The organism is Candidatus Accumulibacter propinquus (assembly GCF_056856495.1).
In genome coordinates this window covers 113423-133161 of sequence record NZ_JBSEHC010000006.1, presented here as the reverse complement: position 1 = coordinate 133161, position 19739 = coordinate 113423, and the positions used below count along the sequence as shown (strand labels likewise).

General features: G+C 62.5%; 16 protein-coding genes and 2 pseudogenes. 4 read left to right on the top strand and 14 right to left on the bottom strand.

What is annotated here, in order from left to right; genetic code table 11:
* Positions 1–42: 42 nt before the first annotated feature.
* The 10 genes from xerC to AC15MQ_RS18865 all read right to left on the bottom strand — a co-directional run bounded on the left by xerC (position 43) and on the right by AC15MQ_RS18865 (position 14082).
* Positions 43–957, bottom strand: a complete 915-nt coding sequence (xerC, locus tag AC15MQ_RS18910) for a tyrosine recombinase XerC (RefSeq protein ID WP_287654040.1) — start codon at positions 955–957, stop codon at positions 43–45.
* Positions 958–967: 10 nt separating this feature from the next.
* A complete protein-coding gene (locus tag AC15MQ_RS18905) occupies positions 968–1621 on the bottom strand; it encodes a DUF484 family protein (protein WP_287654042.1) in 654 nt (217 codons plus the stop codon).
* On the bottom strand, positions 1618–2448 hold the full coding sequence (gene dapF / locus AC15MQ_RS18900; protein WP_287668062.1) for a diaminopimelate epimerase: 831 nt from the start codon (positions 2446–2448) through the stop codon (positions 1618–1620). The genes AC15MQ_RS18905 and dapF overlap by 4 nt, the downstream gene beginning before the upstream one ends.
* Entirely contained in the window at positions 2445–2975 is a 531-nt protein-coding gene (locus AC15MQ_RS18895; protein ID WP_483080980.1) for a GNAT family N-acetyltransferase, read from the bottom strand. The genes dapF and AC15MQ_RS18895 overlap by 4 nt, the downstream gene beginning before the upstream one ends.
* A gap of 177 nt (positions 2976–3152) precedes the next feature.
* A complete protein-coding gene (locus AC15MQ_RS18890) occupies positions 3153–5423 on the bottom strand; it encodes a CHAT domain-containing protein (RefSeq protein ID WP_483080979.1) in 2271 nt (756 codons plus the stop codon).
* A 9-nt stretch (positions 5424–5432) separates the two neighbouring features.
* Positions 5433–7118 (bottom strand): ShlB/FhaC/HecB family hemolysin secretion/activation protein, encoded by a 1686-nt coding sequence (locus AC15MQ_RS18885; RefSeq protein WP_483080978.1) that lies wholly within the window; start codon positions 7116–7118, stop codon positions 5433–5435.
* Positions 7119–12017 (bottom strand): beta strand repeat-containing protein, encoded by a 4899-nt coding sequence (locus tag AC15MQ_RS18880; RefSeq protein ID WP_483080977.1) that lies wholly within the window; start codon positions 12015–12017, stop codon positions 7119–7121.
* Between the two features lie 188 nt (positions 12018–12205).
* Positions 12206–13027 (bottom strand): VWA domain-containing protein, encoded by an 822-nt coding sequence (locus AC15MQ_RS18875; protein ID WP_483080976.1) that lies wholly within the window; start codon positions 13025–13027, stop codon positions 12206–12208.
* Complete coding sequence (locus AC15MQ_RS18870) at positions 13024–13521, bottom strand: hypothetical protein (protein ID WP_483080975.1); 498 nt, start codon at positions 13519–13521, stop codon at positions 13024–13026. The genes AC15MQ_RS18875 and AC15MQ_RS18870 overlap by 4 nt, the downstream gene beginning before the upstream one ends.
* A gap of 162 nt (positions 13522–13683) precedes the next feature.
* Positions 13684–14082, bottom strand: a complete 399-nt coding sequence (locus AC15MQ_RS18865) for a hypothetical protein (RefSeq protein WP_483080974.1) — start codon at positions 14080–14082, stop codon at positions 13684–13686.
* A 184-nt stretch (positions 14083–14266) separates the two neighbouring features.
* Here AC15MQ_RS18865 and AC15MQ_RS18860 point away from each other — a divergent pair, with 184 nt between their 5' ends.
* The 4 genes from AC15MQ_RS18860 to AC15MQ_RS18845 all read left to right on the top strand — a co-directional run bounded on the left by AC15MQ_RS18860 (position 14267) and on the right by AC15MQ_RS18845 (position 17039).
* Positions 14267–14470, top strand: coding sequence for a heavy-metal-associated domain-containing protein (locus AC15MQ_RS18860; RefSeq protein WP_287669189.1), 204 nt, complete (start codon positions 14267–14269; stop codon positions 14468–14470).
* 249 nt (positions 14471–14719) lie between these two features.
* A complete protein-coding gene (locus AC15MQ_RS18855) occupies positions 14720–15493 on the top strand; it encodes an ABC transporter substrate-binding protein (RefSeq protein ID WP_287654060.1) in 774 nt (257 codons plus the stop codon).
* 15 nt (positions 15494–15508) lie between these two features.
* The gene (locus AC15MQ_RS18850; RefSeq protein ID WP_350496207.1) at positions 15509–16267 is read left to right on the top strand and encodes an amino acid ABC transporter permease; all 759 of its coding nucleotides are present in this window, start codon (positions 15509–15511) and stop codon (positions 16265–16267) included.
* A gap of 13 nt (positions 16268–16280) precedes the next feature.
* Positions 16281–17039 (top strand): amino acid ABC transporter ATP-binding protein, encoded by a 759-nt coding sequence (locus AC15MQ_RS18845; protein WP_287654063.1) that lies wholly within the window; start codon positions 16281–16283, stop codon positions 17037–17039.
* A 37-nt stretch (positions 17040–17076) separates the two neighbouring features.
* Here the strand turns inward: AC15MQ_RS18845 and AC15MQ_RS18840 are convergent, their stop codons facing one another.
* From AC15MQ_RS18840 to AC15MQ_RS18825, 4 genes and pseudogenes are all read right to left on the bottom strand, one after another.
* Entirely contained in the window at positions 17077–17988 is a 912-nt protein-coding gene (locus tag AC15MQ_RS18840; protein WP_287654064.1) for a DMT family transporter, read from the bottom strand.
* 30 nt (positions 17989–18018) lie between these two features.
* A complete protein-coding gene (locus tag AC15MQ_RS18835) occupies positions 18019–18498 on the bottom strand; it encodes a DUF7931 domain-containing protein (RefSeq protein ID WP_287654065.1) in 480 nt (159 codons plus the stop codon).
* Positions 18499–19072: 574 nt separating this feature from the next.
* Positions 19073–19354: pseudogene (locus AC15MQ_RS18830) on the bottom strand (AAA family ATPase); the annotation flags it as partial.
* A pseudogene (locus tag AC15MQ_RS18825) lies at positions 19353–19554 on the bottom strand (IS21 family transposase); the annotation flags it as partial. The pseudogenes AC15MQ_RS18830 and AC15MQ_RS18825, both read right to left, overlap by 2 nt.
* Positions 19555–19739 lie beyond the last annotated feature (185 nt).

Below are 19739 nucleotides of genomic sequence, written 5' to 3'. Positions count from 1 at the left end.
CTGTACTGATGCGCACGGCGGGGCGTAACAGGCAGTTGGCAACTATTCGGTCTTGCGCTTCGCGCGCGGGTGCGCCTGATCGTAAACCGTCGCCAGATGCTGGAAATCGAGGTGCGTATACACCTGCGTCGAGGCGATGCTGGCGTGTCCGAGCATCTCCTGCACCGCGCGCAGGTCACCCGAGGACTGCAGCACGTGCGAGGCGAACGAGTGGCGCAGCATGTGCGGATGCACCCGGGCAGGCAGGCCCTGCGCCAGGCCGCGTCGCTGCAGCCGCAACTGGATCATGCGCATCCCCAGGCGCCGGCCGCGCTGGCCGACAAACAGCGCCGCCTCGTCGGCAGCCGCCAGGCGGGCGCGCTGCCCGGCCCACACCGCGACCGCTTCGCGGGCCTTGCTGCCGACCGGGACGAGCCGTAACTTGTTGCGTTTGCCGAGCACGCGCACCTCGCCGGCCAGCAGGTCGTCGAGACACGACAGGTCGAGCGCCGCGAGTTCGGCCAGGCGCAGGCCGCAGGAGTAGAACAGTTCGAAGATCGCCTGGTCGCGAATTTCCAGGAGGTCTTCGGCAGCCGCTGCCAGCAGCCGATTCGCCTCGTCCGGCGACAGCGCTTTCGGCAGCGCCTGCGGGCTTTTCGGCGGCCGTACGCTGTCCACCGGGTTGTGCGTGGCCATCGCGTGCTGGCCGAGCCAGCGATAGAAACCGCGCCAGGCAGAAAGCGTACGCCCCAGCGAGCGCCCGCCCAGGCCACGCACGTGCAACTGGGCGACGAAACGGCGGATGTGGTGCGTCTCGATGGCGGCGAAGCCGCACGCGCCAGGCAGTTCGCCGATCAGGTCACAGAGCAGATCGAGATCGCGCCCGTAGTTCTTGACGGTGTGCGCCGACAGGCGCCGCTGCTGGGCAAGTTCGTCGAGGTAAGCGCTGACGCTGGCGGCGCGCGCGCCGGTGCTCATCGCCCCGATTTCAGGACAGGACGCGCGCCAGCGCCGCCGACGCCATTTCGCCGAGACGCTCCAGGTAGATGGTACCCATCGCGGTGTAGAAGCGCTCGCTGTCCTCGCTGCCAAGCGCGATCATGCCGATCGTGCCGCCGCTGTTGCGCATCGCGATCAGCGCTTGCGAACGCACGTGCGTCGCCGCTTCACCGAACCAGCCGGAAGTCTCGAAGCCGCTGGTCGTGCCGCAATAGGGCTGCGCCAGCGTTTCGGCAAAAGCTTGCAGATCGCGGCTGACGTCGGCGAATTCGGGCAGTTCATCGCTGCCTTCGGGCCGATGCCAGAGGCGCACGGCCACGTGCGGGATGGCGAAATCGTCGCGCAGGTGAAAATTCAGCGTGTGCAGCAGCGACTGGAAGCTCCTGGCGGCGATCAAACCGACCGCCAGACGGTGCATCTTCACGCTGATCGCGTCGTTTTCCTCGCCGAACTGCAGCAACTCGCCCATCTTGCCTTCGAGTTGCCGGTTCTTGTCTCGCAGCGCCAGCATCTGGCGTTCGGTGATCGAGATCGTTCGCCCCGCGTGCGGATGCGGAACCACGACATTGGCGATCAGATCGATGTGTTCTTCGAAGAACCGCGGATTGTCCCGCAGATAGTGGGCGACTTCTTCCGATCTCATAACTCAATCTCTCCCTTGAATACGGTAACCGCGGGGCCGGTCATCAGCACCGGCGTGCCCTTCCCGGCCCAGGCAATGCTCAGCATCCCGCCACGCGTTTCGACGCGCACCGGCGAATCGAGCAGTCCGCGGGCAATTCCGGCGACCACGGCAGCGCACGCACCGGTGCCGCACGCCAGGGTTTCACCGGCACCACGTTCGAAAACCCGCAGGCGGATGGCATGTCGGTCCAGTACCTGCATGAAACCGGCGTTGACCCGCCGTGGAAAGCGCGGGTGTGATTCGATCAGCGGCCCCTGGCGCTCGACCGGGGCGGCGTCGATATCGGCCACCACCTGCACGGCGTGCGGATTGCCCATCCCGATGGCGGTAATGGCGACCGCTTCGTCGGCAATTCGCAGCGTCTGCACCAGCTCATCATTGTCGCTGGTGAAAGGAATCCGCTCGGGGGCGAAAACCGGCGCGCCCATATCGACGGTCACCGTACCGTCATCCTCAAGGCGCGGGACGATCACGCCGCTCATGGTTTCGACGCGGATCGCACGCTTCGCCGTCAGGCCCTGCTCATGAACGAAACGCACGAAGCAACGCGCGCCGTTGCCGCACTGCTCGACTTCGCCGCCGTCGGCGTTGAAGATCCGATAGCGGAAATCGACGCCTGGCTGCCGAGCTCGCTCGACGAGCAGAATCTGGTCGCAGCCAATGCCGAGATGGCGGTCAGCCAGCAGGCGCAGTTGCTCCTCCCGCAGTTCGACCGACTGGCGCACGCCGTCGAGCACGACAAAGTCGTTGCCGAGTCCGTGCATCTTGACAAATGTCAGTCTCATTCGGGTTGGGGATTTGCGGCCGGTGCAAGCAGTGACTTGGCCATTATAAAGTCGTCCATCACGAATCCGTTGCCAATATCGACGCAGACCGATTCGCGGACCACGAAGCCGTGTTTCCTGTAAGCGACGATGGCGCGTTCGTTGCGCTTGTTCACTGCCAGGATCAGCGCCTCGCAGCGCGCCTGCACGGCCCGGCGAACCACCTGCTCGATCAGTCTCGCACCGATGCCCAGGCGCTGCCGCGCCGGATCGACGTAGAGCTTGTCAAGCTTCATTTCGCGGCCGGTGGCGGTCAGCAGGCAAGACGAGAAACCGACCAGTTGACCCTCGACCCGGGCCTGATCCCACCACAACGATGGCATCGTCAATTCTTCGAGCAAGCGCTGCGGGTTGTAGCGCTGCTCGAGCATGAAGTCGATCTGCTCGCCGCTGATGATTCCAGGGTAGGTCTGCTGCCAGACCAGGCGTGCCAGCGCCGTGACCGGCGCGACATCGGCGGGAGTGACTGCTGTGATCAGGACATCCATGGCGGCTCCGGCGGGTTCGTCACCGCGCTGCCGAAGCATGCTGCAGGCACGCCGGATCGGCAGCGCGCGGTGACGGTGGCAAAGGAGCGATTGTAGCGGGTCGCCGCCCATTTACGCGTCCTGGGGTCCGCCATCGCGGACCCGTACTGGCACCGCTCGGCGTTGGCCGACGTGCTCCTATCGCCAGTTGCCGACGATGATGAAAGGCGCCCAATAAAACGGGTGCTCAAGGCGGGGGTCTTCGATCAGCGCGGCCTGCGCGCGGCGCAGCGCTTCGGCTTTCGACAGCCCGACGGTCACGAGGCCGTGGTAGAAGCCGGTCATGACCTGCTGCGCCGCCTCGTCGGAAACCGGCCACAAACTCCCGAGGACACTCCCGGCCTTGGCCTTGATCGCCGCGCCGGCAATCCCAAGCGGCGAGCGATCGTCGCCTTCGGCTGTCTCGCAGGCCGACAAGGTCAATAGATCAATCGGGCGATTCCTGACCCCCTCCAGTTGCAGCAGTTGCTGCAATCCATTCATCGTCACGAAGTTGTCGTAGGCCATGATGAAGCTTGCGTCGGCGGTACTGCCGAAAAAGCCATGCGTAGCGAGATGCACGATGTGGTATTCGCCCTTGCCGATCTCGTCGTTCAGGCGGTCGGTCGTGAAACTGCCGTCAAGCAGACTGGTGCCCGGCAGTATCTGCGCCAGCGAGTCGACCTCGATCTTGACCCCCGGAAGTGCCAATTGCTCCTTGAGCATGGCCGTGCGCTCGGGACCGCTCTCGGCGAACGTCCGCGACGAGACTGACAGCTTCCGGATCCCGCCGCGCTGGCGGGCCGACTCAAGCGCCGCCGAACGTGACGTTGATACCCCCAGAACCTTGCCCAGAGAACTGGTCGACAGCTTATCGACGACCGGTCCGGGCTCGGCAAGACCAGCGACAAGAGCGGTGAACCCGTTCCTCCCGCCGGCGCTCTGGCTGGTCATCGCCAGGCCGCTGTTGATGACTACGGCGTATTTCTCGACCAGGAAGCGCTGACCGTCGTGTAGTGTAGTCCATGGCAGCAGGCGCAGCACGCCATCGGGGACGACCAGCAGGGTGTGCACGCCTTGCGTCGCCAGATCGTTCTCGAAGGGTCGGACCAGAAGGTCGTAGATCTGCGCTGCGGCGCCACGGTAATCGGGCTGACCCTCGCGCAGCCGCTGCGTATAGGTTTCCACCAGTTTACGCAGCGACGGGGCATCAAGGCGCGTCGTGTGGCGGGAAATCCCTGCGCTCGAATCGAAGATCACTTCGATGCGATCGTTGAGGACGATTGGATATAAAATCGCCGTACCCGGCGCAACGCTCGTCGGTGCAGAGTTCTGTGCCGCGTCGACGCTGCAGCGCTCACCCAGATAGTCCTGGAGTTCGGATTGTTTGACGAACTCGCCAACGTCGCGCGCGCGCCGCAGCAGCACACTGCGCGCGCTTCCCTGTGCCGCATCGGCTTGCTGCAGGAGCAGATCGATGAAACCGAGATACATCGGTTCCAGCGTATCGCGAAACGACGAGCGACCGTGCTCGTATTCGACGGGGATGTCCGGGCGGATGCTCTCGACGTGGTCTACTGCACGTTGGTAGGCAGCCAGAGCCTCGTCGCGCGCGCCCTGCGCCGCAAGCAGGCGGCCCAGGCGCCACTCGAGCCGCAACAGGATGTCGGTATACATGCCGTCTGCCGTCCGGGCGCGGGCGATGGCGCGGCGGCTCAAGCGCAACGCGTCGGCGTCGCGTCCCTGCCCCTCATAAAGTTGCGCCAGAGCATCGAGCGCCTCAACTTCAAGGCGCGCATCACCGGCCTGAACGGCGAGCAAGCGGGCGTCTTCCAAGTTGTCGTATGCGATCTGCAGACTGCCGACATCGCCCGCCAGCGTGCCGACCGACAGGCGCATGCGAGCGCGCGCCAAGGGAGCACGCACGCCGGCCACGTCGCGCGCCAGCGCAACGAGCAGCACCGACCGTTCGCCGGGGCCGGCCAGGCGTGCTTCATTGATCCGCGCGACGAGTACCAGCGCCGTGTCCGCGCCGGCCAGCATCCGTGCCTCGGCATAGAATCGCAAAGCCTCCTGCGGATGATGGCGGGCTGCGGCAAGGTTCCCAAGCTCGATCGCGTGACGTGCGCGCGCACTGCCGCTGGTCTTGTCGTAGGCTTCGCGCAGGTAGGGCTCGGCTTCGTCGTAGCGGCGCGCCTGCAACAGCGAAGCCCCGAGTTCGCCGGTGGCGACCCAGCCCTCGTCGCTACTTGCGGAAAGCGTGCGAAAGTGGTCGATGGCGAGCTGCAGGTTGCCCCCATTGCGTAGCGCAACGCCGTGTGCCAGCGCTTCCGCCTGGGGCGCTGCCGTATCAGGCGCAGCCTGCACCGCGGTAACCGCCAACAACATGGCCAGCAACACTTCGGCGACAACCGACCTCGGCACCGTCATGGTCTTCCCCTAGAAGAAATCATAGGACAACTGCAACTCGATGCCCTGTTCCTGAAGATTCGAGCCGTTGCTGATGACCGTCCCCGAGTGATGCAGCCGCTTGGCAACAGAGAGATCGAAGGTCAGCCCGTACCAGCGCAGGCGACCCGCGACGCCCAGAGAGGTGATCACCGCCGCGTCTTCGCCGGAGTTCCAGGCGCGGCCATAGTCGAAGAAGGGTTTCAGGTTAACGCTCAAACGCCTGGCGGGATCGGCCAGCACCGGAAAGTCGAACTCGACGTTGCTGACCACGCCATTGTCACGCACCAACTGGTTTTCGAGATAGCCGCGCACGGTGTTGATGCCGCCCACCGACATCTGTTCCATCGGGATCAACCGGTCCGACGTCTTCTGGACGTTGAAACGCAGGATGAACTGGGTGCCGTTGTCGAGAACCCGGCGGGCATACTGCGCCTGCCCCAGCCAGATCCGGTAATCGTGATCCAGGGTGAGTCCGGCGACCGGGAATGCGCTGGCGGGAAGTTCGTTGTTCTCGCCGAAGGTGAACACCGAACGCAGCGCGAGCACCTGATTCTCCGAGCGGTGCGTGTACTCCTGCCAGAAGCGCCAGTCCCTGGCCTTCGAAGTGCCGGAGGGCTCCCCGGCGACAAAGGAGAAGGGAAACCCGAACAGTTCCGTACTGTTTTCCCGCCAGACGCGGTTAAGGCCGATCGACAGCTTCTGTCGGAGGGTCTCCAGCAGCACCTGGCCGACGCCGATCTCCTTGTCGGTCAGGTGACTCGAGATGTCGAGCGGCTGCGTCGGCTGCTGGATGACCGAAGAGACACCATGGTCGTAGGATACCGAGAGCTGCGTACCCCAGGTGTTGAGCGGCAGGCGCCAGCCGATCGCGCCGCGGCGCGCCTCGCCGTGGCCAAGGGGATCCTGGTAGCTCGCTTCCAGGACGTCGCCGTAACCGGTCAGATTGCGTACCCAACCGGCAATCGTGCCGCTCTGTGGGCCGATCGAGATCGGCAGATAGTTGTTGGCGAAGAGGCTCAACTGGTAAGGCCGCGCCCGCTCGATGTCGACATCGAGGATCGCCTTGCCGCGCTCAACATCCGGCAGCAATTGGCCGCTCATGCGCGCGAACAGCGGGTCGGCGAGCAGCAACTGGAAGCGCTCACTGAGCGTCTGAATGTTGAGCGGCTCGTCGTCGCGCGCCAGGCGGTCGGCAACATAGTGCTCGTTGAGCCGTCCGAGGCCGCGCAACCGAACTTCCTTGAGCCTGCCTTCGATGATCTGGAGTGTCAGCGTCCCGCGATCCCAGGGGTCCGCGGGGAGCAACGCGCCGGAATTGACGTAACCGCGGTCAATGTAGAGCAGCGAGACTTTCTGGCGCAGCGTTTCGACGTCGGCGGCGCCAAGCGCCTTGCCGAGATAGGGAGCGGCGACAGCCTGCAGGTCATCGTTGCCGATCACCGTGTTGCCGACAAAGCGCACGCCTTCGAGAATGACGACGGCTGCGTCGGTCACCGCGACAGCGCCATCCGGCGGTATCGGCGGCAGCGTGAAGCGACCAGCGGGCGGCGGCACGAGGTAGGCCGGTCGCTCAGGCTCCTGGAGATTGAGGTGATCGGGTTCGATCGGAAGTGCCGACGAAGCGGCCAGGGCCGACAGCGCGGTGGCTGCAGCACGCAAAGGGTTCTTCAGCATTCAGAGGCTCGCCAGGCAAGGGGCAAAGGCGTCCGTTCGCCAACTCGTGCGCACGGCAGGAAGGCTCGCCACAGGCGAGGCGATGAAATCCAGACCGGAAACCTGGCCCGGGCTGAGGTAGTCGGCACCCACCAGCGGCAGACCGCCGCGCCCGACCGGCACCAGCGAACTGCCGCCGCTGTTGCCACACAGGCGGCGCGCGACCTGCGCGTTGAGCAGACGGGTGTCGAAACCGACCAGGCTGGAAGTGATGTCGAGCCGTGGCGAAGAAATCTGCACCACGCCGTTCACCCCGGTCGGCGCCGCCGCCTGGATGACGTTGAAACCGAAGACGCCCGGTCGGTAGGTGTAGGGCGTTTTGTCGCCGAGGAACAGCGAGCCGCCGCTGGCGATCAGGTTGTCGACCGTAATCGAAACCAGGCCGCCGCTGGCGTTCGGCGCCGCGGTGTTGGCCTGGATGAAGCCGGTATTCATGATCAACGACTCGGCGGAAATGGTGATATTGCCGCCGTTGCCGGAAAGGCCTCGCACCGACGTCGCGATCTGGGAGTTCTCGAGCCAGAAGAGCCCGGTGATGATGTCGATGGCGCCCCCGTTCCCCAGGTTGGCGGTGGTAGTGATGCCGCTCGGGTCGAGAAAGAGCTGCTCGCTGGCGGTGATCCCGATGCTGCCGGCGGCGACATTGCCGGTCGACTCGGTGGTGATCGCATGCGGGCTGTTCAGGATGGTGATGCGCGGCGCCGTCACGCTGATCGAGGTAGGCGTCAGCGCCGAGGGGGCGGCAACGGTGGCATGGTTCTCGATCGAGATCTGGCCGCCGTTCGAGAGCGTGATGTCGTTCGCGGTGACGCTGACGAAGCCGGTCTGGCCGGAAGAGCCCTCGGCGGCGGCGCTGATCTTGCTTGAGTCGCCATCGACCAACAGCGTGCCGGCGTCGATCTGAATCGACCCCGCTCTGCCTGCCCCTTCGGTATTGACGGCGATTTGACCACCGTTGGTCAGTATCAGCTTGGGAGTTGTTACCCTTACGTCACCGCCGGAACCCAGTGCCCTGGCGTTCGGGTTCAGGCGGTAGGTCGCGCTGCTGCCGATGTGGCTTTGATCCGAGACCGTTTGATTGTTAACTGTAGGGTGTAGAGCGTGGTCAAATTTTCCGGTGATAGTGATGGATGTGCCCGCATCCACTGTCACCGAACCTGCCCTTCCTGCCCCGGACGTCGAAGCGTCGATCGCTCCTCCGTTGGCCAGGATGATGCTCCCGGCGTCGATATCGATGTTTCCAGCCTGGGTCTCCGGCAAACTGGCAACGTTGCCATCGACGGCAATGGCACTGATCAAGCCACCGTCGTTCACGGTCAGTTGTCTCGTCTTAAGCTGAAGGTTGCCGCCATTGCCGGAGCCTTGTGAATTGAGGTAAATCCCGGAGAACTGGCCTGTCACCTGTTGACCGTCGTAATCGCGCCGAAAGTCTGTAGCACTCACGCCACTGATCGTCACGTCGCTCGCACTGTGGATGATGATGTCACCTGCGCTCCCCGTCCCGGAGGTAAGGGCGGTGATGCTGCCACCCTCGGTCAAGGCGAGGTGGTTGACCTGCAGATTGATCGACCCTCCGCGCCCGTTGAAACTGGTCCGGGCAGAAATTACGCCGCCTCGGGTCAGAGTGAGGGCATCTGCTGTTACCGCAATATCGCCGCCATGACCGCTTGGACCTTCGTCGGTCACAGAACTCTCGCTAAAGATGCCGGTAGGCAAGCCTCCCTGGTTAAAGGCGTCGATGGTGATGTTATTGGCGTTGACGGTAACCGTGCCGGCATTACCGGAAGACGCAGTACTGGAAGATATTCCTCCACCACTGCTGATAGCGATATCGGCGGCACTGACCTTCACCGTGCCTGCGTTACCCAAGGAGAGAGTATCGGAGGAGATCTGGCCACCATTGACTATGGACAGATTTTTCTTCGCCGAGACTGCGACGTTGCCGGCGTTGCCCGTGCTGCCAGACTTGGCGTCGCTGGAGATTCCGATGGTCACGTCGTTGCCGCTGCTGCCCTGGCCGTCGATGGTAATACTGCCCACCGCGTCGACTATCACGGTGCCGGCTTGACCAGGTGCGTAGGTATTGGAAGAAATAGAGCCTCCATGCCCGATGGAAAGATTCCCAGTGGTGGCATGGATCTCGACGCTGCCGGCGTTGCCATCACCGCCGGTTATGCTGAAAATCCCAGTAATTCTGTCATGGCCATTGATTTCTATGTTGGCAGCGCTGAGTTTGATAGAGCCTGCATTACCCGAGGACAAAGTGGAGGTCGATACTCCGCCGCCATTGGTGATGGCAATATGCCCTGTCGACGAAACATCGATATCGCCTGCATTACCCGTGCTACTAGCTTGGCTGACGATGATGCCCTTGCGTCCGATGTCGATACTGCCCGCACTGACTGTAACCGTACCACCATCAGCGGAGGAGAAAGTGCTTGCCTGTATTCCACCATTGCTAATCGAAAGATTGTTCTTCGCAGACACATCGATGCTCCCCACTCGGGTAGCAGAATCTTGCGCATTGGTAAAGATGCCAGTACTTTCTGTTTCCTTGCCGTCAATGGTGATATTGTCGGCGCTGACTTTAATCAACCCGACACTACTGTTTGAACCCTTTCCTGAAATTATCATGCCCCCATTGGTGATAGAGAGATCTCCTTTGGCTGCGACGTCGAAAGTGCCGACATTCCCAGTGGTCGACTTCGAGTCGCTGATTATACCGGTCAGGTTATTTCCCTGGCCGTTGATGGTGATGCTGCCACCACTGACCTTGAGAGCGCCAGAATTTCCGGACGAGAGCGCAGCGGACGATATGGTGCCGCCATTAAGGAGCGCGATATCACCTGTCGCATCCACATCGACGTTGCCGACATTGCCAATGTTATTAGAAAATGAGTGGCTCAGAATGCCTGTAGGCACAGCAGCACCATTACCGTTGATCCGGATCGTGGCGGCCTTGACCGTAACATCGCTGGCATTACTGTGCGCAGGGAGCGTGAATATGCCGAAGCTAGTAATCAACCGATTATCACCAGTAGACGACTTGATCACCCCGCCATTGAAAATTTCAAGCGCATCTTCCACTTTGACATACACGCTGCCCGCATTGCCACCAGCGGAAAGAGTGCCGGTTTCCGAAGATATTTTTCCGCCATTGCCGATGGTAATATTGCCGGCGTGGACGGTCACCGTACCAGCGTTACCAGAGGAAAACTCACCACCAGTTTCGGAAGATATCTTGCTGCCATGGTCGATAGCAAGCCTGCCAGTCGCCGACGCTTCGACGCTGCCGGCACTGCCCGATGAACTCGTAGCAGTGTCTGAATCTATGACACTCCCATGGTCGAGGATGATACTACCGGCACGGACTGCTACCGTGCCAGCGTTACGCGAGGAGGATGTGTGGGAAGATATCGCCCCCCCATTGTCAAGCGAGACCAACCCAGCGGCCTTGACATCGATGCTGCCGGCGCTGCCCGTCGTGCTACTCGACATCGCTCGACTGAAAATTCCGGTATCACTGCTACTGGTCTGCTTGTCGGTCTGCTTGTCGACGGCGATGCTACCGGCACTCACCTTGACCGTGCCGGCGCTACCGGAGGAAAAGGTATCGGTAGACAGTACTCCCCCATTCCTGATGTCGAGATTTCCGGTCGTCGAGACGTCGACGCTACCGGCATTGCCAGCGCTGCCCTTGTTCGCGTTGCTCAAGATACCGGTATAGCCATAACCATAACCCGTGTAGACATAGCTTCCCTGCCCGTCGATGGAAATGCTGCCGGCGTGCACGGTGACCTTCCCGGCGTTACCGTCGGAGAAAGTATCGGCTGAAATCTGGCCTCCATTGACCAGAGAAATACTCCCCGTTGTCGAGACTTCAACATTGCCGGCATTGCCGCTGCCACCCCACGCCTGACTGAAGATACCGGCCGGGTAGCCGACGCTTCCCTGCCCGGTGATGGCGATACTGCCGGCACGGACATTGACCATGCCGGCGTTGGCGTCCGGATACGCCAAACTGAAAATCCCTGTGTAATCGTAGCTATAGCCGCTGTCGATGGTGATATTGCCAGCGCTGACGGCAATCGATCCGCCATCCCTTGCGCCAGCGCTTTGCGAGCGAATCCACCCAGCATTCACAAGATTCAATTCCCCCGATGCCGCTGGCAAGGCACCGGTGAAGCCTATCTCCTGCGCCGCCCGACCGATCGCCACCACCCGAATGTCGCCGCCTCGCGTCCAGACATTGCCACCGTCGATCTCGACATCACCTGCGACAATGCTGATCGGCTGAGAACCTTGCGTCTCTAGTCTCCCGCCATCCTTGACCGTGATGCCCGCTCTATTGCTCCCGAGGAAGCCGAACGCCTCTGGCGCGGCGCTCGACAGCGTGCTGCCGTTGGCCGGATCGGCGTAGAACTTGTCGCCGTTGGCGAATTTGATGTAATCGGCGGTGCTGACGTGAAACGCACCGGGGACGTTGATGGTCGCGCCAGCGCCGAAAACGACCCCGGCCGGGTTGATGAAGAAGAAAGCCGGCGTGGAACCCGCGGGCGAAGCCAGTTGCAAACGGCCGAAGATCTCCGAGGCCGTTCCGCCGGTCACGCGACTGATCACGTTGGCAATCGCCGCCGTGTTGGTCTCGAACCTCGCGGTTTGCCCGGAGTCGATATTGAATCGCGAAAAGCTGTGGAAGAGATTGCTGCCGGCGACTGAACCCAGCCCTTGCGGAACGCGAAACGTCCCGGGACCCGCATTGGCCGCGGCAATCGTCGCTGCGGGGCCGGCCCTGCCGTCGGTGGCTATTCCGGCGCCCGCGTAGCCGCCGGTCGCGGTCGTCAGCAGGGCCGCCGTCACGACTGTCTGCGAAAGGAAAACCCACCGCCCCCGGTATTGACTAAGCATCGCGCCCCCCGACAAACGACTGCTTGATGGCGCGCGATTCTAGCCGGCGACTATAACCCTGTCAATGAAATTGTTTCCCGGGGCTGGCCATGCCAATGGTCTTGAGCATCCCCTACGGTTTCCGCTTCCGGCACTCGCCTTCAGCCTTCCTCGTCGTAAAGCCCGCTCATCTGCGTGTGCCCGGCCGAGCGGGACGACATGTAGCTGGCACTGGCGCAGGCCATTCTGATCTGCGTGTCGACCCGATCAGACTCCGATGCCGGATTGAAGCCGGTGGTGTTGGAAGGGTTGATGGCCAGCAAACGTGCCAATGCCGCCACGCCGTGCCTGGGGCCGACCAGGGCAAAGGTCCAGCGACCGCTGGCTTCGAGCTTCTGGATCAGTTCCCTGAGGATCGCCGCAGTGTACAAGGCCGAGCGGTTCTCCTCCCCATCGGTAAAAATGGTGACCAGGGTCGCGGTCAGCGGCGAGTCCATCCCAGGCTGAGCCAAGAGTTCAGCGATGATCAGGCCGATGCCGTCGTACAGCGCCGTCCACCCGTCCGGGATGTAATTGGCTTCATTCAGGGGCTCGAGCGCATCCGGAGCCCGGCCAACATAACGAAGGCGTGCTTCGGTAGCAAAATCGACCATCGTCAGGCGCGTCTCTCCAGCGTCCCGGGCCCCCGCCTTGACCACATTCACCTGGGTGTTGAAACCTTCGATTGTCGCCGACTTGCCTGTTTCCATCGAAGTCGAGCGGTCGAGGACAAAGCCCACATGCGTCAGGGGTTGCGCACCAGGCGCCGGGGCCTCCTTTTGCAGGGCCATGAACACCGGGACGGGCGTGTCCAGGATGCGCCGGACTTGTGGCGGCAACCCGTCCGGCCAGTGTGAAGCTCGGATGTGCTGGCGGGGTTGCGGGCTGACCGGAGCAAACGGATGCTGGACAGGGGTGGCTGAACGGTTCTTTTGGGTGCTCATTTGAGAGTCTCCTTGCGTTTCTGGAAAAACGCGGCGATGGGATTGTTGGAACGTTCCGGCGATGCAGGGCCGCTGCCGGTCATGCCCGGAGCGGTGACATGGGTCACCGTGCCGGGCGCCGGCGCGGCGGCGAGGGGACGATCGGTTTCCTGTGCGAGCCCTGCCCGGCCGGCCTCGCCACCCTGCATGAAGGGGCCTGATGCCTGCGCATGCTGCGCAGTAGACGACCCGGAAAGTGTCACTTCCGCAGCGCCGTGTTCGCGCTTATAGGCGTCGAGACCGTACGCGACCATTGCCGAGTAAACGTCCAGGGGCTTGACGTTCTGTTCCTCGGCCAAGGCCTTGACTCGCTCTTCGGTGCTGCGGGTAACCAGCACTTCCCGGCGCACATAGCCGGCTTGCTCCAGGCGAGCCCGAAACGCCGACAACTTCTCCGAAGCACTCGCATAGAGGCGCGGGCGCCCTGGGGGTTTGGTGAATTCGTCATCGGCCACGCAGGCTTCCTTTTAGTTACCGGTAACCAATAATATCGGCACCGGTAACTAAATGCAATCAGGAATAGACGACAAGATTCACCTCAGCCGCCGAGCAGTGATGAACGCGGTGCCCTATCAGTTCGCCCCTGGTCCAGCCCTGGAGGGTCCACCAGTTCCCCGTCACAAATCGAATGCCAACTGCGGCGAACGCCGGTCGGACCGCGTGCGGCGCTCGGCTATTTCGGCAGGAGGCAATCGGTTCATTTGCCCGTAGGGATGACGGCGGATCTCCTGTCGGCGATCGTCGTAATGCCGATACCTGCACGCGCACTCTTTTGCGTCGCATCCGGGCACGGGCAGGCGGGGCGCCTCGTCAGGCAGGAACCGGAAGATCGCCAGACGCTTGACCGCCTCGCACGCCCCATCGTCACTTTTCACTTCGATGCAGTGGTACCTGTCACGTTTGCCGAGGTTCGACTTGGACACCGGTTGCCGCCTGCGGATTCGCAGCCAGAAGAATGCTCCCGTCAGCGCCAGAAAGACCATAATCAGAACGTCTGCTTGCCCCATTTCAGTCACACTCCCGCTATCAACTCAACGATTTAATGTAATTTCATTTTGCTCACAAGGCAAGTTAGGAAAACCCGCCGACGCGGGAATTCTTTTTCTCAATTCTTTTTCCCTGGGGACGATTCACGCCCGCCGGACGCGCGCAATGACGGTTTCTGGGATAATCGGTGATCCCTCATGCCCGGAGCACGCCATGCCGACCACCACCCTCAAAATCACCGGCATGCAATCCGACGATTGTCTGCGCAGCGTCATGAATGCCATCCAGGATCTGCCGTGCATCGGCTGCGTGGACGTGTCGCTGGAAACCGGTGAGGCCACCATCGAACACACCAGCATGGTCTCGGAGGGCGACATCCGGCAAATCATCGAGGATGCCGGCTATCCGACGATCTAGCGACGACTCGCGGGCCCCCCAGTCGGGCTGGCCCGCGGCCGCTGCCTCCGCGCTTGCTGTCCTGAGGTGCTGCGCTGCGCCAGTCGCAGCCGCGCGAGCAAGCTGCGGCAGCGACCGTTTTTCTTGCGCCCCTGTGCTCCGGTTTGTTGTACTCTTGGCTACTTTTTCGCCGAACTGACCGGGTCTGCACGGGTCGAGGGTTGTCGGCGCTTGTTCAACGAGGTCTGATCTTTATCAACAGGAGGTGTCATGCGTTTCTTAGCCAGGTTGTTGAGTGTCGTTGTTCCGCTGTCGCTGATGATCGGCGGTCCGTCCCAGGCCCGCGAATGGGAGGCGATCAAGACCTCCGGCACCATCGTTGCGGCGACCGAGGGGGGCTTCCAACCGTTCAACTATTATGACGGTCCCAAATTGACCGGCTTCGAAGTGGAACTCGCCGAAGCCATCGCCAAGAAGCTCGGCCTGAAGCTCGAATGGCGCGTGGTTCCCTTCGACGCGCAACTGGCAGCGCTCAAGCAGGACCGTTTCGATTTTGCGATTGCCTCGCACGGGTATACCGAAGAACGCGCCAAGTCGGTCGATTTCGCTCATCCGCACTACTGCACCGGCGGCCAGATCGCCGCCTACAAGGACGGTCCGTTGACCGTCTCGGCACTGACCGGCAAGACCGTCGGCGTACAACTGGCCACCACCTACGCCGATGCCGCCAAGAAACTCAAGGGGCTGAAGAACATCAAGACCTACAAGGGCGACCCCGAAGCCTTCTCGGCGCTGCGCGCCAAGAAGGTCGATGCCTGGATTTCCGACAAGTTCACCGTCAAGGCGACGCTCGACAAGAATCCTGATGCCGGCATCAGCGCCGGTGAAATGGTCTTCGTCGAACGCGTTTCGATGATCCTGCGCAAGAACAACAAGACACTGGAAGACAAACTCAACCAGGGGCTGGCCGAAGTGATGAAGGACGGCACCTACAAGGCACTGTCCGAGAAGTATTTCAAAGAAGACATTTCCTGCCGTTCCTGAGGCCAGTAGCGACCCATGAACTGGACCAGGCAATATCCGGGTTGGTCGATGTTCGCCGCGATGATCGGGCTGCTGTTGTTCCTCTGGGGCATGGCGGTGCCGCTCGCGGCGGCACCGGCGCCGATCGGACCGGCGGCAGAGCAGTTCGCCGACGGCGCCCGGATCACCGTCGGCCTGACGCTGATTGCCGGCACCGCCGGCGTGCTGATCGGCGTCCTGGCCGGGCTCGGCAAACTGTCGAGTTTCTGGCCACTGCGCTGGCTGTGCGACAGCTACGTCTGGCTGATCCGCGGCACCCCTTTGCTGTTGCAGATTCTCTTCGTCTGGCTGGCGTTCCCGTCGATCATGCCCGAAGGCATCGAGCTCTCCGACTTCGCCTGCGCGGCGATTGCCTTGTCACTGAATATCGGAGCCTACAACACCGAATGCGTACGCGCCGGCATCCTCGCCGTTCCGCATGGTCAGGTCGAGGCCGCGCGCGCTCTCGGCTTGACCCCGCTGCAGACCTTCATGGACGTCGTGCTGCCGCAGAGCATGCGTGTGGCCCTGCCGGCGCTGGCCAACAACCTGGCTTCACTGGTCAAGGATTCCTCGCTGGCCTATGCGATCAGTGTCGTCGAACTGACGATGGTCGGCTACCGGGTGCAGGCCGAAAGCTATCAACCGATCCCGGTGTTCATCACCATTGCCGCGATCTACCTGATCCTGACCACGGCCTTCACCACTCTCACGGCAGCGCTGGAAGCGCAACTCGACGTCGGCCAGAAACGTTAGCCAGGACCATCACATGAGCAGCGACGGCACCCTTCGAACGATCATCGAGACGCGCAAGGTCGACAAGCGCTTCGGCACCTTCCATGCGCTGAAGGACGTTTCGGCGACCTTCTATGAAGGACAGGTGACGGCGATCGTCGGACCGTCCGGTTCCGGCAAGTCGACTTTCCTGCGTACCCTGAATCGTCTCGAAACGCATGATTCGGGCGAAATCGTCATCGACGGCATCGTCCTCAACGACAATCTGAAGAACCTGGACGCGATCCGCCGTGAGGTCGGAATGGTCTTCCAGAGTTTCAATCTGTTCTCGCATCTGAGCATCCTGCGCAATGTCGCGCTGGCGCCGATGCGGGTCCGCAAGATGAGCCGCGAGGCTGCCGAAAGCAAGGCCCTCAACCTGCTCGAACGGGTCGGTCTGAAGAATCAGGCGGCCAAGTACCCGGTGCAACTGTCCGGCGGCCAACAGCAGCGGGTGGCGATCGCGCGTGCGCTGGCGATGGATCCGAAGGTGCTGCTGTTCGACGAACCCACTTCGGCGCTGGACCCGGAAATGGTCAACGAAGTCCTGGCGGTGATGCGCGAACTCGCGTACAGCGGCATCACCATGCTGGTGGTGACGCACGAGATGGGTTTCGCGAGGGAAGTTGCCGACCGCATCATTTTCTTCGACGAAGGCGTGATCCTGGAAGATACCACGCCCGAGAGCTTCTTCTCGAACCCCGACCACGACCGTGCGAAGGCGTTTCTGTCGCAGGTGCGGCACGGTTTTTGATGGCCACGGCCGCAGCGCATGCCCGGGAAAGGCCGGCCTAACGGCCGTCCCGCCGCTCCAGTGCGGGCGCCGCCGGCGCCAGCGGTACTACCTGGACGACGACGATACAGGTCAGGATCAGCGCGCAGCCGACCATGCCACTGGCGTTGAGACGGTCGCCCATGAGCAGGAAGCCGAACAGCGCGGCGAAAACGGTTTCGGCAGAGAGGATGATCGCCGCGTCGGCGGCTTGCGCATAGCGCTGCCCGACCACCTGTGCGGTAAAGCCGATGGCCACCGAAACCACGCCGGCATAGACAATCGGCAGCAGCGCCTGGCGCATCCCGGAAGCCGTGATCGTTTCAGTCAGCCCGGCGCCGAGCAGACCGAGCAAGCCGCAAACCAGGAACTGCCCGCAGGCCACCAGGAAAGGCGCGGCGATACGCTCGGCGAGGCGTCCGACAAAAAGGACATGCAGGGCCCAGAAGACGCTGCTGGCAATCACCCACAGGTCGCCGACCGCCGGCTCGACGCCCTGGACACCGGAGAGCAGCCACGTTCCGGCCAGACAACCGATCGACGTCGGCCAGACCGACCAGTGCGGGCTTGTCCCGAGAATCAGCCAGGCCAGCAGTGGCACCAGCGGCACATACAGGGCCGTGAGAAAACCGGCGTTGGTCACCGTCGTGCTGATCATGCCGATCTGCTGCAGGGCCGCGCCGAGCAGCAGCAGCACCCCGAGCACCGCGACGCCGAGCGCGTCGCCGGGTAGCGGTCGAGCGCCGCGCGACGACAGGATTTGCCACTCGCGCCAGGCGAGCGGAGCGACGATGGCGGTTCCGAGCAGAAAACGAATGCCGGTGAAGGTCAGAGGCCCGACCCCCGCCATGCCCTCGGCCTGCGCGACAAAAGCCGAGCCCCAGATGACGGCGACGGCCAGCAACACCAGATTGGCTTGAGAGCGCTTCAAGATGACGTGTCCCGGATTGAACGCGACAGTTTACAACCCCAGTGTCGTCGCACTCAACGGGTCGCCGCCGGCGCCGAGGATTTCTGCGAAGCGCAGCACGTAGGGTGCGCACTCCGGCGCGTCGTCGATGGTCAGTCTGGCGCGTGCGTGATCCTGATGAAAACGGACGAGCACGTGCCGGTCGTCGGCGATCAGCAGTGAATCCTTGAGGCCATCGAGATGCGGCGGCGCTTGGATGATCGTCAACGCCGGCGAGTAGACCGCCAGCAGGTCCATCAACTGCGGGCTGTATTGCCTGACGAACGCGGGTTTCTGCACGACGATGGTCAGTCGCTTGTTGAATTCCCGCGCGCCGAGCAGGCGGCGCAGGGCGGCGATTCTCTCCGGGCGTTCGAGCTTGAGCGACGACAGGTCCTGGTCGAAGACGAGCAGGGTGTCGGTCGTCAAGTCCAGGATTTCCTGGACCGCGGCATCGTATTCGCTCCAGGAGTCGAGCAGTCTGCTGGTCATCAGTAGCGGTCCGTTACCGTGAAAGTCGCGCCTGCGACTGAAGAATCTCCCCTCGCCCGCTGGCGAGAGAGGGAAACGGTCAGGGCATTCATCATCCAGAGTGTCTGATAAATCCATGACCGTTGGGCTGCCGATGAAGATAGCAGGCTTGCCGCCGCGTGCGCAAGTCATCTGAGCCTCTTGAAAATCACGCCCTGCAAGGCCAAGTTAGTATATAGGCATAATCACTTATGGGCGTGAGACAGATGCGGCTTCGGCTGAGGTTTGCGAGGTTGCGAACGGTCGGGAACGAACTTCTGGAGGTTCAGAGCGATTTCTGCGAGGAGCGGTTTGAGGCGGCGAGTGGTAGCCTGAGCGGCCAAGAGCCAGCGACCAAGTTGCCGCTTGTTCTTGTCGATCGCGAGGGTGCGGTTGATTTTGTACGAGGATTCCGGGTCCAGATGAGCATCTGTGGCGACATAGGCGGCCAGGGCGTTGAGGTTGTCGTAGACCGCCTTGGCGCCGAAATCCTGCCGCGCCGCGTGCCAAGACAGGCCGGAGGTATGCTCCAGTTGGAGCCGATGCTTGACCCGCTTTTGAGTGGGACGGCGAAGATATCGCCCAATTCGCGATAGAAATCGACCAGAGAACTCTGGGGATGATTGATCGCGCCGACCGTGACATCGGGCAGGCGCGCCAGGCGTTCAGCCAGGAGACGCAAGGCCACGCTCTTCCCGGTTCCCGGGTCGCCGTGAATCATCGCGAAGCCCCCTTCGCGGATCTGGGCGTGCGCGATCCGCCAGCAGAAGTTCTCAATTCGAGGCGGAATGTGGATCGCTTCGATCGGCAACTCGGGAGCAAACGGATTCCACTTCATCGAGAAAGAAGCGCAGGCAGATCATGCGCGACCACGCCAGCACGATCACGAAAGCCATTAGTGCCCGGCGGGCGCGGCCGATTTCCAGGTGGCCGAAGTGCCCAGTCCACCTGGGCCTGTTTGCCGGGCAGCGTCGAGAGCCGCAGGTACGCTTCGGCCTTCGGTCGCGGCCGGTGCAAGGCAACCAGATGACGAGCGTGCAGCCTGCGCGCAGCCAGCGGCGCAATAGATCTGGCCCCGGTCGCAGCGGCTGCAGACGACAGTCTCGCCTTCCACAACGGTCTGGTCATCCCGTTGCTCAGCGAGTTCCTCGAATACGCTCTGGGCGATACCGAAGCGCAAAAGCAGGATGGCGAGCTGCGCGCCTTTGCGCTCTTGAGCGACC